Origin of the sequence: Sphingomonas sp. CCH15-F11, assembly GCF_001557005.1 — a bacterium.
Lineage (GTDB): Bacteria > Pseudomonadota > Alphaproteobacteria > Sphingomonadales > Sphingomonadaceae > Sphingomonas.
The window spans coordinates 1-12,378 of the sequence record NZ_LSKG01000081.1 but is presented as its reverse complement, the minus strand read 5'-3'; the positions used below and the strand labels follow the sequence as shown (position 1 = coordinate 12,378).

General features: G+C 66.3%; 18 protein-coding genes. 3 read left to right on the top strand and 15 right to left on the bottom strand.

Going from position 1 to position 12,378, the window contains the following annotated elements; genetic code table 11:
* Positions 1–169: 169 nt before the first annotated feature.
* From AX709_RS07695 to AX709_RS07650, 10 genes are all read right to left on the bottom strand, one after another.
* Positions 170–409: a hypothetical protein gene (locus tag AX709_RS07695; protein ID WP_066548396.1), complete on the bottom strand. Its 240-nt coding sequence runs from the start codon at positions 407–409 to the stop codon at positions 170–172.
* A gap of 92 nt (positions 410–501) precedes the next feature.
* Positions 502–699, bottom strand: coding sequence for a hypothetical protein (locus AX709_RS07690; protein ID WP_443025985.1), 198 nt, complete (start codon positions 697–699; stop codon positions 502–504).
* Between the two features lie 89 nt (positions 700–788).
* The gene (locus AX709_RS07685; protein ID WP_066548390.1) at positions 789–1,115 is read right to left on the bottom strand and encodes a hypothetical protein; all 327 of its coding nucleotides are present in this window, start codon (positions 1,113–1,115) and stop codon (positions 789–791) included.
* Between the two features lie 14 nt (positions 1,116–1,129).
* Complete coding sequence (locus AX709_RS07680; protein WP_066548385.1) at positions 1,130–1,450, bottom strand: hypothetical protein; 321 nt, start codon at positions 1,448–1,450, stop codon at positions 1,130–1,132.
* A gap of 26 nt (positions 1,451–1,476) precedes the next feature.
* Complete coding sequence (locus tag AX709_RS07675; protein WP_066479957.1) at positions 1,477–1,767, bottom strand: hypothetical protein; 291 nt, start codon at positions 1,765–1,767, stop codon at positions 1,477–1,479.
* 30 nt (positions 1,768–1,797) lie between these two features.
* On the bottom strand, positions 1,798–2,076 hold the full coding sequence (locus AX709_RS07670; RefSeq protein ID WP_066479954.1) for a hypothetical protein: 279 nt from the start codon (positions 2,074–2,076) through the stop codon (positions 1,798–1,800).
* Positions 2,077–2,106: 30 nt separating this feature from the next.
* Positions 2,107–2,487: an envelope stress response membrane protein PspC gene (gene pspC, locus AX709_RS07665; RefSeq protein ID WP_066479952.1), complete on the bottom strand. Its 381-nt coding sequence runs from the start codon at positions 2,485–2,487 to the stop codon at positions 2,107–2,109.
* A 1-nt stretch (position 2,488) separates the two neighbouring features.
* A complete protein-coding gene (gene pspB / locus AX709_RS07660) occupies positions 2,489–2,758 on the bottom strand; it encodes an envelope stress response membrane protein PspB (RefSeq protein ID WP_066479950.1) in 270 nt (89 codons plus the stop codon).
* Between the two features lie 4 nt (positions 2,759–2,762).
* Complete coding sequence (pspA, locus tag AX709_RS07655) at positions 2,763–3,431, bottom strand: phage shock protein PspA (protein ID WP_066479947.1); 669 nt, start codon at positions 3,429–3,431, stop codon at positions 2,763–2,765.
* A gap of 81 nt (positions 3,432–3,512) precedes the next feature.
* On the bottom strand, positions 3,513–4,013 hold the full coding sequence (locus tag AX709_RS07650; protein ID WP_066479943.1) for a TonB family protein: 501 nt from the start codon (positions 4,011–4,013) through the stop codon (positions 3,513–3,515).
* Between the two features lie 175 nt (positions 4,014–4,188).
* On the opposite strand from AX709_RS07650, the gene pspF reads away from it, so the two are divergent.
* Positions 4,189–5,229: a phage shock protein operon transcriptional activator gene (gene pspF / locus AX709_RS07645; protein WP_066548381.1), complete on the top strand. Its 1,041-nt coding sequence runs from the start codon at positions 4,189–4,191 to the stop codon at positions 5,227–5,229.
* A 115-nt stretch (positions 5,230–5,344) separates the two neighbouring features.
* Complete coding sequence (locus AX709_RS07640; RefSeq protein WP_066479938.1) at positions 5,345–5,965, top strand: superoxide dismutase; 621 nt, start codon at positions 5,345–5,347, stop codon at positions 5,963–5,965.
* 137 nt (positions 5,966–6,102) lie between these two features.
* Here AX709_RS07640 and AX709_RS07635 read toward each other — a convergent pair whose 3' ends face one another.
* The 3 genes from AX709_RS07635 to mtaB all read right to left on the bottom strand — a co-directional run bounded on the left by AX709_RS07635 (position 6,103) and on the right by mtaB (position 9,011).
* Positions 6,103–6,723 carry a septation protein A gene (locus tag AX709_RS07635; RefSeq protein WP_066548379.1) on the bottom strand — a complete coding sequence of 207 codons (621 nt, stop codon included), beginning with the start codon at positions 6,721–6,723 and terminating at the stop codon, positions 6,103–6,105.
* Between the two features lie 126 nt (positions 6,724–6,849).
* Complete coding sequence (gene ftsY / locus AX709_RS07630; protein WP_066479934.1) at positions 6,850–7,779, bottom strand: signal recognition particle-docking protein FtsY; 930 nt, start codon at positions 7,777–7,779, stop codon at positions 6,850–6,852.
* Positions 7,776–9,011, bottom strand: coding sequence for a tRNA (N(6)-L-threonylcarbamoyladenosine(37)-C(2))-methylthiotransferase MtaB (gene mtaB / locus AX709_RS07625; RefSeq protein ID WP_066548377.1), 1,236 nt, complete (start codon positions 9,009–9,011; stop codon positions 7,776–7,778). The genes ftsY and mtaB overlap by 4 nt, the downstream gene beginning before the upstream one ends.
* 126 nt (positions 9,012–9,137) lie before the next feature.
* Here mtaB and AX709_RS07620 point away from each other — a divergent pair, with 126 nt between their 5' ends.
* A complete protein-coding gene (locus AX709_RS07620) occupies positions 9,138–10,160 on the top strand; it encodes a methyl-accepting chemotaxis protein (RefSeq protein WP_066548374.1) in 1,023 nt (340 codons plus the stop codon).
* Positions 10,161–10,163: 3 nt separating this feature from the next.
* Here the strand turns inward: AX709_RS07620 and AX709_RS07615 are convergent, their stop codons facing one another.
* Together AX709_RS07615 and AX709_RS07610 are read right to left on the bottom strand one after the other, a co-directional pair.
* Positions 10,164–11,051 (bottom strand): acyl-CoA thioesterase, encoded by an 888-nt coding sequence (locus tag AX709_RS07615; protein WP_066479926.1) that lies wholly within the window; start codon positions 11,049–11,051, stop codon positions 10,164–10,166.
* 173 nt (positions 11,052–11,224) lie between these two features.
* Entirely contained in the window at positions 11,225–12,337 is a 1,113-nt protein-coding gene (locus AX709_RS07610; RefSeq protein WP_066548371.1) for an acyl-CoA dehydrogenase family protein, read from the bottom strand.
* Positions 12,338–12,378 lie beyond the last annotated feature (41 nt).

The following is a 12,378-nucleotide window of genomic DNA, read 5'->3' as shown; positions in this document are numbered from 1 at the left end:
CTTCGGGGTTCCCCGCAAAGTACTACTTTGCGGGGGCCCCTGCGCCGGGGCGACGCGCTACCTGTCGTTGCCCCGGCGGAGGCCGGGGCCTCTCACCACTTTAAGCACTTCCCGCAGGCCGGGGCCCCTGGCTAATCCAGCGACCCTCAACGCTGGGGCTGCTCGCCAATCAGAGATCCACCCCCGCTGCGATCGCTTCCAGCTTGCGGACGCGTTCCTTGAGGTCCGCAATCTCGATCCGCGCGCCGGCCGAGCTTGGCTGGGGCTGGGCGCTCTGGCCCGTGACCATCAGCTCCTGCTGCTTGAGTGCCAGCCAGCCGCGCCAGGCGGTGAGCGCCGCGGCGGTGATCATCGCCACGCCGGCGAGCAGCGCGGTGGTGATCGCGAGGGTGAGCATCGGGTCGGTCATGTTCTCGCTCCCTTGTGTCGGACGCGGTTCCGGAGTCGGCTGTGGCGTTGCTCACCGCAGCCGTCGGTGCGTCGCTATTCCCTGATTGCGCGTCAGTTCAGCGGCTGATCGCGCAGCGTCTCGATTTCATGGGCCAGCGTGGTGCCGCGGTCGGTGACAACGCGCTCCAGCACGCGCACCCGCTGTTCCAGCCGTTCGACCTGCGCGGCATATTGCGCGGCCTTTTCGGCGGTTTGCTCGTTCAGCGCCTTGGTCATCGCTTCCTTGTGCTTCAGCCACCGCTTGAACATGTCGCCGCCCACGCCAAGCATCACGGGCAGGCCGACGACGATGAAGAAGAAACCGATGACCATCCAGCCCTTGTCCATGATGCTCTCCCTCAGCTTACCGCTTCATCGCGCAGCGCGTCGATTTCGTGCGCCAATACGGTGCCGCGATCGGTGACGACGCGCTCAAGGACCCGGATGCGCTGTTCCAGACGCTTGATGTGGGCGGACAGGTGCGCGACTTCGTCACTGTCCTGAGTGGTCAATCTGGCAATCACCAGCTCGCTTTCCTGCGCCCGGCGCTGCAGGTCGGCGATCAGCTTATCTTTTTCAGCCTGTTCGCGATTTTTGCGGTTTTCCTCGATGCTCCCAGCAATCGTGGACCAAGCTGCGCCCCCGATAACCAGGATCATCAAACCCCACAGAATGAATTCCTTCATCGCGTCTCACCCTCTCAATTCGACCGGCCGCGCAGCTGCTCGATCTCGCGGTCGAGCAGGTGGCTGCTATCGGTGACAATCCGCTCGACATTGGCGAGCCGGTCCTTGATCGCGCCCAGTTCGGCGCGCAGCTGCGCATTTTCCTGGCTGAGCAGCTTGATCCGTTCCATCGCCTCGTCATTACGCTGCGGATAGATGGACTGGCCCCAGGCACCGTCAAGCGGATAGCCATGTTTGACCCGCATCCACGTGGTGAGCACCCAGCCGCCGATGCCGAGTGCGGTGAGCGTGACGATCAGCGGCGCCGCGTTCAGAATCTGTCCGATATGTTCCATGAACTTTGCTTCCCTGTTCGTGGCGATCAACGCAGCGCGTCTATCTCTCGGGCGATGCGGTCGGCGGGATCGGTAGCGATCCGTTCCAGCACTGCGATGCGCTCCTCGAGCCGCATGATCTGACCCGTCAGCCGCTCGTTCTCGTGCGACAGCAGTTCGATCTTGCGATCGGCATCCGGGTTCGGACGCGGGGTCATCTCGCCCCGTTCATCCTCGATCGGATAGCCGTTCTTGGCGCGTATCCAGGTGGTGACCAGACCGCCGATCATCGACATGGCGATGAGCGCGATGACGAAACTCGGTCCACCCCAGCTCATTGTGCTTCTCCCTGTTCCCTTGAAGGCCGTTCAGGCCAGCGTCTCGATCTCGCGCGCCACGCGGCGGGCGGGATCGGTGGCGATCACTTCGAGCACTTCGACGCGCTCCTCGATCAGCCGGAGGTTGAAATTGAGCCGCTCATTCTCCTGGCGCAGCGCGGCGATCTCGGCGGCGTTTTCGGTGGCGGCGGCCTGGCCTGCCTGCCCCGTGCGACCGCGGAGCCAGCTGGCGGCCAGCCAGGTCGTCAGGCCCAGCGCGGCGAGCAGCATCAACGGCTTCATCAATTCCATCAGCAGATGTTCGGACATGTTCGTCTTCCCTGTTGTGCCCGATGGTGCTTACCGCAGGCTGTCGATTTCGTCGGCGAGGCGGCGGTTGCGGCTGGTGTAATAGAGTTCGATGTCGGCGAGGCGACGATCGATGTCGCGGAACTTCGAGCGGACTTCCGACGTCGAACGGCTGGGGTTCGAGCGCACGCCCTGCCAGAACTTGGCGTCCTCAGGGCTGCCATACAGGCCCGAAGGCTTTACCGGCGCGAGCCAGGCGATCATGAAATAGGCGATGATCGTCCAGGGAAACCCGCCCAGCAGCGTCAGGATGACGGCCCCGATCCGGACCCACATCACGTCGACTCCGGTATAGTCGGCGATCCCGGCGCACACGCCCGACCATTTGCCGTTCTGTTTGTCGAGATAGAGTTTCGTGCGGCTGGCGGACATTTCAGTTCCTCCTGGTATAGTCGTAGCCGGTGGGCTCAGGCGATGCCTGGTTCGGCCGGAAGTCGGGGTCGTCGGCGGCGATGATGCGCTCCACAGTCTGGAGCCGCTCCTCGAGCCGGCGGGCGGTGTAGTGGAGTTCGTCGAGGAGCTTTTCGTCCTCGCCGGTCAGCGTCGCCGACTGCTTCCACTTGGTGATGTAGTGCATGACCACCCAGGGGAGCCCGATGAAGAGCATCCCCACGATCATGATGGGAAGGAAGACGTCTTCCATGGCGTCAGCCCTCCTTGTTCAGGCGGGCCTTCAGCGCGGCCAGCTCGGCATCGACCTTCTCGGCCGACTTGAGCTCGGCGATCTCCTCCTCCAGCGACTTGGGCGCGCCGCCCAGGCCGGCCGCATCCGCCCGGCCTTCGGCCAGGTCGACGCGGCGCTCCATCAGGTCGAAGCGGCTGAAGGCGTCCTGCATCCGCTCACCGGCGTACATTTCGCGCACGCGCAGGCGATTGGTCGCGCTTTCGAGCCGGGTGACGATCGAGTTCTGGCGGGCACGTGCCTCGCGCAGCTTGTTCTGCAGCTTGGTGATGTCCTCTTCCGACGCCTTGAGCGCATCGTCGAGCACATGGATCTCCTGGGCGAGCTGCTCGGCCATGTCGGCGGCCTTCTGCTTTTCGACCAGCGCGGCCTTGGCCAGATCCTCGCGGCCCTTGCTCAGCGCGAGCTCGGCCTTTTCGGTCCAGCTCTCCTGCAGCTTCTCGAGCTTGGCGATGTGGCGGCGCATTTCCTTTTGATCCGCGATGGTGCGCGCGGCGGAGGCGCGAACCTCGACCAGAGTCTCCTCCATTTCGAGGATGATCATCCGGATCATCTTGGCCGGGTCCTCCGCCTTGTCGAGCAGGTCGGTGACGTTCGCGGCGATGATGTCGCGGGTTCGGGAAAAAATGCCCATCTGGGATACTCCTTCGTGCGTGCAATCAGGTTTGACGGGCCGGGGCGACGTTGGGGGCGTCGCCGCCCCGGCCGGGACGGATCAGCTGTTCAGGCTGTCCGGGTTGCTCTTGACGTGGCCGCGAGCGACCTTGGTCGAGGTGTTGCGGATCTTCGCCCGCTCGGGGTTGAGGCTCGGGTCGCCAAAGAACACCTCCATCGCGACGGTACGGGCCGACCCGCGCAGCGCCTGGGGCATCTGCGGGAAATTGACCTTCGACACCGCGCGCATCGCTTCGCGGTCGAGCACGGCGTTTCCGGTCGGCCGGGCCAGCGTCGCGCCGCGGCACTTGCCGTCGGCGTCGAACGTCACGGCGACGATCGCTGCCGCGTTCTGGCGAACCGCCTGCGGCACACCGTCGATCGAGCGGATGTTCGCATTGAGGCTGTTGGCCACACGCGCCATCCACTGGTCACGGCTCATTTCGCGCGCCTGGGCGGCGGCGGGCTGGGCAAGACCGAGCAGCAGCGCCGCACCGCAAATCCCGACGGGGAGCAGGGTGGCAAAGCGGGTCGTGGCATTCTGGCGTTCCTGGCGTTCCATGGGTTTTCTCCCTGAACCTTGGTATCGTTGTCCACCGCTGCGGGTGGTGCAACAGGCTTTGCAACCGCTGTGCCAAATCAAGGAGTGGCGGTTTTGCGACCTTTCGCCCCGATGAACGGGCCGCGATGCGATCGACACTTGCCAAGTGTTGGGATTCTACGCCAAGTGCCAGGCCATGGAACGCGCGAGCCAGGTCATCGGACAGTCGACCGTCTTTCTGGACGTGCTGGAGCGTGCCAGTCGCGCCGCCGCGCTCGACCGCCCGGTGCTGGTGATCGGCGAACGCGGCACCGGCAAGGAACTGGTCGCCGAACGACTTCATCGGCTCAGCCCGCGCTGGGACCAGCCGCTGATCGTGATGAACTGCGCGGCGCTTCCCGAAACCCTGATCGAAGCCGAGCTGTTCGGGCATGAGGCGGGCGCATTCACCGGGGCGACCAAGTCGCGCGCCGGCCGGTTCGAGGAAGCTCATGGCGGCACGCTGTTCCTCGATGAACTCGGCACATTGTCGATGGCGGCGCAGGAGCGGCTGCTGCGCGCGGTCGAATATGGCGAGGTGACGCGGATCGGTTCATCGCGCCCGCTGCGCGTCGACGTCCGCATCGTCGCGGCGACCAACGAACATCTGCCCGACCGGGTCGATCGGGGCACGTTTCGCGCCGACCTGCTCGACCGGCTGTCGTTCGAGGTCGTGACGCTGCCGCCGCTGCGCGCGCGCGCCGGCGACATCCTGGTGCTGGCCGAACATTTCGGCCGGCGCATGGCGTCGGAACTGGGCCGCGACCGATGGGAAGGATTCGGCCCGCTCGCGCTCGACCAGCTGACCCAGTATCACTGGCCGGGCAATGTCCGCGAACTGCGCAACGTCGTCGAGCGCGCGGTCTATCGCTGGGAAATCGCAGGGCCGATCGACGCGATCGAGATCGATCCGTTCGCATCGCCCTATCGCCCGGGCCCGGCCACTGTCCCGACCCCCGCCGACGGTGGGGTCGCGCCCGCAGCGAGCCCGGCAGTCGCCCCGCCGCCGATCGGCGAGGCGCCGTGCGACGGGCAGGATTTCAAGAGCCGGGTCAACCGGTTCGAGCGCGAGTTGTTGGCGCGCGCGCTGGCCGAGCAGCGGTTCAACCAGCGCGCGACCGCCGATGCGCTTGGGCTTAGCTATGATCAGCTGCGCCATGCGCTCAAGCGGCACAATCTTCTCGGGCACCTGGGCTGACGCGAAATTGCGCCCGACGTACCGTCCTTGGGTCAGTCAGCGGAATTTTGATGCGGCAAAGCGCGGCCTGATGCGTTAGGCGGACACCCGAGCCGTTACTGCCAAGGAGGACATCATGGCCTTTGAACTTCCCGCACTGCCCTATGCCAAGGACGCGCTGGCACCGCACATGTCGGCCGAAACGCTCGAATTCCACCATGGCAAGCACCACAAGGCCTATGTCGACAAGACCAATGGCCTGGTCGAGGAAAAGGGCCTTGGCGGTCATTCGCTGTCGGCGCTGATCCGCCATGCCAAGGACGCGGGCGACAAGGGTCTGTTCAACAATTCCGCGCAGATCTGGAACCACACCTTCTTCTGGCATTGCCTGTCGCCCGAGAAGCAGGCGCCGAGCGGCAAGCTGGCCGAGATGATCAACGAAAGCTTCGGTTCGGCGGACGCGCTGGTCGAGAAGATCAAGGCCGAGAGCGTCGGCCATTTCGCCAGCGGCTGGGGCTGGCTGGTGCTCGACGGCGGCAGCCTGAAGGTGACCTCGCTCCATGATGCCGACACCCCGGTCGTCCATGACGGCATGAAGCCGCTGCTGACCATCGACGTGTGGGAGCATGCCTATTATGTCGACTACCGCAATGCGCGCCCGGCCTATCTGGACGCGGTGACCGCGAACCTGATCAACTGGGAATTCGTGGCGCAAAATCTCGACGGTGAGGGCGTGAGCCGCGCCGACCAGGGCTGAGCTGAAGGCGGGCCGCCCCCGCGCAATGCGGGGCGGCCCGCCGCTTATACGTCATCCCGGTGAAGGCCGGGATCGCTGGCCGAAGTCGGGCTCCAACTGCCAACGGCCCCGGCCTGCGCCGGGGCGACGCCATGTGGTCAGCCCTCCGGCGGCACCGGTATGTCGGCGGGGGGTTCGGTCTGAAGCCCGTGCCTGAGCAGCATCGGAATGTTGGCAAAGGCGAAGAGCAGGGTCAGCGGCGCCGCGCCCCACAGCTTGAACCCGACCCAGAAATCCCAGCTCGCCGACCGCCAGACGACCTCGTTCAACACCGCCATGAAGGCGAAGAAGATCGCCCAGTTGCGCGTCAGCTTTCGCCATCCGGTCGCGCTCAAGCCGGGATAGGCGCTTTCGAGCAGCATCTGGAGCAGCGGCCGTCCGGTCGCCAAACCATAGGCGAGGATGACCGCGAACATCGTGTAGACGATGGTCGGCTTGATCTTGATGAACGTCTCGTCATGAAAATAGAGGGTCAGGCTGCCGAACAGCAGCACCAACGCGCTTGAAATCCAAAGCATCGGCGAGATGTGCCGCGCCTTCCACCACGACAGCGCCATCGCGGCGATGATCGCGACCATGAATGCGGCGGTCGCGGCCAGGATACGGCTGAGCTGGGGCCCGCCGCTCAGCGTGTTGACCAGGAAGAAGACGGCAAGCGGGCCGAAATCGACAGCCATGCGCAGGCCGGGGGAGATGGCGGGGCGTTCGGTGGGTGACATGGCGTGTCGTGTAGGGTGCGCGGGGCGGCGCTTCAACCGATGTCGCGTCGTCCTGGCGGAGGCCGGGACCGCTGGCAAAGTTCGCGCCTCACCTGCCAGAGGTCCCGGTATCCAATGGGGCGACGATCAGCTTCGGCGCACCTGCTCGACGCCCGCGATGATCCTCGAGACCTGGTTGGCGTCGAAGGGGCGCAGGTCGTCGGCGGTCTCGCCGACGCCGATCGCGTGAATCGGCAGGCCGAATTGTTCAGCCGCCGCGACCAGCACGCCACCACGCGCGGTGCCGTCCAGCTTGGTCATCACCAGCCCCGTGACGCCCGCGACTTCCTTGAACACCTCGATCTGACTGAGCGCATTCTGGCCGGTGGTCGCGTCGAGCACGAGCACGACGTCGTGCGGCGAATCGGGGTTGATGCGGCCCAGCACGCGACGAATCTTGGCGAGCTCGTCCATCAGCTCGCGCTTGTTCTGCAGCCGCCCGGCGGTGTCGACGATCAGCACGTCGATGCCCGTCGCGGTCGCTTGCTTGACCGCCTCGAACACGATGCCCGCCGCATCGCCGCCCTCGGCACCCGAGACGATGGGCACGCCGATCCGTTCGGCCCAGGTGCGCAGCTGGCCGATCGCGGCCGCGCGGAACGTATCGCCGGCGGCGAGCATCACGCCATAATCCTGATCGGTCAGCCATTTGGCGAGCTTGGCGATCGTCGTCGTCTTGCCCGATCCGTTGACGCCGATGACCAGGATCACCTGAGGGCGGGGGAAGGCGCTGATCTCGAGCGGTCGCGCGACGGGCTCGAGCGCGCGCTCGATCTCCTCGGCGACGACCAGGCGGATGCCGAGCTCTTCCATGTTGCGCTCATACTGACCCTCGCCCAGCCTCGCGCGTACTCGCGCCGCGGTAGCGGGGCCGAGGTCGGAGGCGATCAGGGCTTCCTCGATCTCGTCGAGCGTCGCGTCGGTCAGCCGCGCCGCCGACAGCCCTGCCAGATTGCCGAGCAATCGGTCCGACGTCTTCCTGAACCCGCCGAGCAGGCGTTCGGACCAGCTGCTCATCGGGCCGTGCCCACCAGCATGTCGTTAGCGGCGGAGTCTATTTCGACGGTCACGATGTCTCCGATGTTCCGGGCCGGGGTGGTGAGCGCCACATTCGCGAAATTGTCGGCATGGCCGCGCGTTCCCGGCCGCTCGACCAGTATCTGCTGCCGCGTGCCGACCAGGGTGCGCAGCCATGCCCCCCGGCGGATCGCGGCACGCTCGCGAAGCGCGGCCGCGCGCGCTTTGACACGCGCCGGTTCGATCTGCGGCATCCGCGCGGCCGGGGTGCCGGCGCGTGGCGAATAGGGGAAGATATGCGCGTGGACGATGTCGCAATCGTCGATCAGCGCGCGCGTGTTTGCGGCCATCGCCTCGTCCTCGGTCGGGAAGCCGGCGATCAGGTCGGCGCCGATCGCGATGTCCGGCCGCGCCGCCTTCAGCCGCGCGACGATCGCCACCGCCTGGGCGCGGCTGTGGCGGCGCTTCATCCGCTTGAGGATCAGGTCGTCGCCCGCCTGGAGCGAGAGATGGACATGGGGCAGCATGCGCGCCTCGCCGGTCAGCAGGTCGAACAGCCGGTCGTCGATCTCGATCGAATCGAGCGACGACAGCCGCAGCCGTTCGACCCGCGTGTGCGTCAGGACGCGCTCGACCAGCGCCCCGAGCGTCGGCCGGCCCGGCAGGTCCGCGCCATAGCTCGTCAGGTCGACGCCGGTCAGCACGACCTCGCGGCGCCCGCCCGCCACCAGGTCGGCGATGCGATCGACCACCGCCCCCGCCGGCACGGAACGGCTGTTGCCGCGCCCGAACGGGATCGCGCAGAAGGTGCAGCGATGGTCGCAGCCATTCTGCACCTCGACGAACGCGCGGACATGCTCGGAAAAGCTGGCGGCAAGGTGCGGCGCGGTGTCGCGCACGGCCATGATGTCGCTGACGACAACGGGTGCGGGGCTGGCCCAGGCGGCGGCGGTCAGCTTGTCGCGATTGCCGATCACGCGCGTGACTTCGGGCATCGCCGCAAAGCTCGCCGCGTCGATCTGCGCCGCGCAGCCGGTGACGATCAGCTCGGCGTCGGGTCGTGCGCGGCGGGCGCGACGGATGGCCTGGCGCGTCTGTTTCACCGCTTCATTGGTCACCGCGCAGCTGTTGACGACGATCGTGTCGCGCTCGCCCAGCAGCGCACGGATCGTCTCGCTCTCCGCAATGTTGAGGCGGCAGCCGAGGCTGATGATGTCGGGGCCGGCGGGCATGGCGGCCGATCTAGGCGCGGGGCGGTCGAAAGTCCACGCAGCCGATCGCTGACGCCGGCGCGATTCACAAAGGTTTCATTCGTTACGGTTAGCGATGGAAATGAACGACCAGGACTTTCGACGGCAATGTTCGATCAAACCCGTCAGGCATCTTTGTGGAAAGCGGTGAATCGATCGCAACTCGTCGCGGAGTTCACGCCGACGGGAACCCTGTCCTGGGCCAATGAAAAGTTCCTGTCGACCTTCGGCTATCGGATCGAGGAGATTGCGGGTCGCCATCACCGTCAGTTCTGCGACCCGGTCTACGCGGCATCGCCCGGCTATGCGGCGTTTTGGCAAATGCTTGCCACCGAAGCCGATCACTCGGGCGAGGTGCTTCGCGTCGCGCGCGGTGGACGGCATATCTGGCTTCAGGCGACCTATTCCAGCCTGATTTCGGACGATGGTCAGCCGAAGATTCTGAAGGTCGCAAGCGACGTGACCGCGGCCAAGCTGCGCATGGCTGAGGATGCCGCAAAGCTGGACGCGCTCGACCGCTGGTTGATGATCGCAGAGTTCGATGCTGGCGGCAGGATGGTTCGCGCCAACCGGCAAATGATCGAGACGCTCGGCCACGGCCGTGACGGCGAAACCATGCCGCACGTCCGCGAGCTCTGGGCCGCTGATATCCATCCGCACCGCGGCGAGGATATATGGCCGCAATTGAATGCGGGGACCACGGTTTCAGGCCGCTATGCGAAACTAGGGCGAGGCGGGGCGACGCACTGGCTGCAGGTTACCTACGCGCCGATTCTCGACGGGCGTGGGCAGCCGTCGCGCGTGATCCTGTTTGCGCACGACGTTTCGCGTGAAGTCGCCCTGAAGGCCGAGCTGGAAGCCAAGCTGACGGAAACGCAGTTTTTCCAGCGCGAGGCCGAACGGCGCGAGGCCGAGCTGGGGCAGATACTCGGCGCGCTCGGCACTGTCGTCGCACAGATCGAGCAGATCGCCGAGCAGACCAATTTGCTCGCGCTAAATGCCGCCATCGAAGCCGCGCGTTCGGGGGACGCCGGCCGCGGATTCGGCGTCGTCGCCAACGAGGTCAAACGGCTGGCAGGCGAGACACGCGCGGCCACCGGCGCAGCACAGCGGTTGATGCCCCACAGGTGATCGTCAGCCGCGCATCCGGATCAGCCCCTCCTGCGTCGTGCTGGCGACGAGGCGGCCGTGCCGGTCGAAGAACTTGCCGCGGTTGAATCCGCGCGCATGGCCGGCCCAGGGACTGTCGCAGGTGTAGAGCAGCCAGTCGTCGAAGCGGAACGGCTCGTGCAGCCACACGGCATGGTCGAGGCTTGCGGTCTGCACCGGATGGGTCAGCCAGTTGACCCCGTGCGGCAACAGGCAGGTGCCGAGCAGCGACATGTCGGACGCATAGCTCAGCATCGCGCGGTGCAGCGCGGGATCGTCGGGCAGCGGCGCGGCGACGCGGAACCAGCCATGCTGGACCGGCGGCAGCTTTTCGGGCGCGAACCAGTCGCGCACCGCAACCGGCCGGATCTCGATCGGGCGGGCGCGCAGGAAGAATTTGCGAAACTTCTCCGGAATACGATCGCCCATCTCCGCGCGCAGCACGGCTTCCGACTTCAGCGCCTCGGGCGGCGGCACGTCGGGCATCGCATCCTGATGCGCCATGCCGGGTTCGGGCAGCTGGAACGACGCGGTCATGTTGAGGATCGGCTGACCCTGCTGCATCGCGATGATGCGGCGATTGGCGAAGCTCTTGCCGTCGAAATCGCGCACGACGCGATAGATGATTGGAAAATCCTCGTTGCCCGCGCGCATGAAATAGGCGTGAAGCGAGTGCGCTTCCTTGCCCCCGTCGACCGATCGTTGCGCGGCCTGGAGCGCCTGCGCGATCACCTGGCCGCCAAAGACGCGTCCGACGCCGCCCGGCTGGCGCGCACCGCGATACAGGTCGGTGTCGAGGCGTTCGACATCGAGCAAGTCGATCAACTGGGCGACGAGTGCTTCAGGGGTTTCGGCGCGGGCTTGGTCGGTCATGGCAGGGTGCTCTTCAACGAGGTTGCCGTTCGTGTCGAGCCCTTCGACTGGCTGGCAAGCCAGCCGCTCAGGATAAACTTCAGCACTGCGTGCTGAAGTCGAGACACGTTTCGCCGGGTGCGCGTTTCTCGACTTCGCTCGAAACGAACGGCCTTCGGGTCAATCGGTATCGCTCAATATCCCGCCTTCTCCGCCAGCGCGTTGGCGAAGAAATTGCTGTCGCCGAACATCTCGGCCAGCACGCGCGCGCGCTTCATGTAGAAGCCGATGTCATATTCGTCGGTCATGCCGATGCCGCCGTGCATCTGGATGCCTTCCTGCACCGCCAGGGTCGTGGCGATCCCCGTCATCGCCTTGGCGACCGCGACCGCTTCGTCGGCGCGGTCTTGGCCGGCGTCGAGCATCTGCTGGGCGCGCAGCACGGCGGCGCGCGCGACTTCCATCTCCGAATAGAGATGCGCGGCGCGGTGCTGGAGCGCCTGGAAGCTGCCGATCGCGACGCCGAACTGCTTGCGCTGCTTCAGGTAATCGATCGTCATGTCCATCGCGCCCGCGCCGACGCCCAGCATTTCGGCGGCCACCCCGGTGCGCCCGGCGGCGAGCAGGCGGGCGAGCGGCGTATCGTCATCGACTTCGCCGACCACCGCATCGGCATCGACCTGCACCCCGTCGAGGGTCAGGCGCGAGGCGAGGCTGGAATCGGCCAGCCGCTGGGGGTCGATCGTCAGCCCCGCCGCCTTGGGATCGACCGCGAACAGGGTCGGCGGCGCGCCGTCCGCCGTGGTCGCCGCGACCAGGATCACGTCGGCGACGTGGGCGTGGGTGACGAACTGCTTGGCGCCCGACAGCTTGAAGCCGTTGCCGGAGCGTTCGGCCTTCATCGCGACCTTGCCGGTGAACTTTGCCGACTCGTCGATCGCCAGCGCCGCGACTGTCTCGCCCGCCACGATGCCGGGGAACCAGCGTTCGGCGTGCGGCGTCCCCCTGAGCGCCGCGACCGCCGCGACCGCGGTCGACAGGAAGGGGGAGGGCGAGAGGTTGCGCCCGATTTCCTCCAGCACCACGCCGGCCTCGACATGGCCCATGCCGACGCCGCCCTGATCCTCGTCGATCAGGATGCCGGTGAAGCCCATTTCTGCGAATTGCTTCCACAAGTCGCGGCTGAACCCGGTCGCATCGTTGCTGTCGCGCAGCTGCCGCAGGTGGCGGACGGGTGCCTGTTCGGCAACGAACTGGCGCGCGGTGTCGCGCAGGAGGGTCTGGTCTTCGTTGAGGTAGAGCGGCATTATCAACTCCGTCGCCCCGGCGCAGGCCGGGGCCGCTGGCA

What these genes read in the sequence shown, in the direction of transcription:
- pspB (WP_066479950.1), bottom strand. Translation starts at nt 2,758, where the DNA reads ATGGAAGACGTCTTCCTTCCCATCATGATCGTGGGGATGCTCTTCATC.
- AX709_RS07685 (WP_066548390.1), bottom strand. Translation starts at nt 1,115, where the DNA reads ATGAAGGAATTCATTCTGTGGGGTTTGATGATCCTGGTTATCGGGGGC.
- AX709_RS07670 (WP_066479954.1), bottom strand. Translation starts at nt 2,076, where the DNA reads ATGTCCGAACATCTGCTGATGGAATTGATGAAGCCGTTGATGCTGCTC.
- AX709_RS07690 (WP_443025985.1), bottom strand. Translation starts at nt 699, where the DNA reads ATGTTCAAGCGGTGGCTGAAGCACAAGGAAGCGATGACCAAGGCGCTG.
- AX709_RS07695 (WP_066548396.1), bottom strand. Translation starts at nt 409, where the DNA reads ATGACCGACCCGATGCTCACCCTCGCGATCACCACCGCGCTGCTCGCC.
- pspA (WP_066479947.1), bottom strand. Translation starts at nt 3,431, where the DNA reads ATGGGCATTTTTTCCCGAACCCGCGACATCATCGCCGCGAACGTCACC.
- AX709_RS07635 (WP_066548379.1), bottom strand. Translation starts at nt 6,723, where the DNA reads ATGTCACCCACCGAACGCCCCGCCATCTCCCCCGGCCTGCGCATGGCT.
- AX709_RS07620 (WP_066548374.1), top strand. Translation starts at nt 9,138, where the DNA reads ATGTTCGATCAAACCCGTCAGGCATCTTTGTGGAAAGCGGTGAATCGA.
- AX709_RS07675 (WP_066479957.1), bottom strand. Translation starts at nt 1,767, where the DNA reads ATGAGCTGGGGTGGACCGAGTTTCGTCATCGCGCTCATCGCCATGTCG.
- ftsY (WP_066479934.1), bottom strand. Translation starts at nt 7,779, where the DNA reads ATGAGCAGCTGGTCCGAACGCCTGCTCGGCGGGTTCAGGAAGACGTCG.
- AX709_RS07610 (WP_066548371.1), bottom strand. Translation starts at nt 12,337, where the DNA reads ATGCCGCTCTACCTCAACGAAGACCAGACCCTCCTGCGCGACACCGCG.
- AX709_RS07615 (WP_066479926.1), bottom strand. Translation starts at nt 11,051, where the DNA reads ATGACCGACCAAGCCCGCGCCGAAACCCCTGAAGCACTCGTCGCCCAG.
- AX709_RS07650 (WP_066479943.1), bottom strand. Translation starts at nt 4,013, where the DNA reads ATGGAACGCCAGGAACGCCAGAATGCCACGACCCGCTTTGCCACCCTG.
- pspF (WP_066548381.1), top strand. Translation starts at nt 4,189, where the DNA reads ATGGAACGCGCGAGCCAGGTCATCGGACAGTCGACCGTCTTTCTGGAC.
- AX709_RS07640 (WP_066479938.1), top strand. Translation starts at nt 5,345, where the DNA reads ATGGCCTTTGAACTTCCCGCACTGCCCTATGCCAAGGACGCGCTGGCA.
- pspC (WP_066479952.1), bottom strand. Translation starts at nt 2,487, where the DNA reads ATGTCCGCCAGCCGCACGAAACTCTATCTCGACAAACAGAACGGCAAA.
- AX709_RS07680 (WP_066548385.1), bottom strand. Translation starts at nt 1,450, where the DNA reads ATGGAACATATCGGACAGATTCTGAACGCGGCGCCGCTGATCGTCACG.
- mtaB (WP_066548377.1), bottom strand. Translation starts at nt 9,011, where the DNA reads ATGCCCGCCGGCCCCGACATCATCAGCCTCGGCTGCCGCCTCAACATT.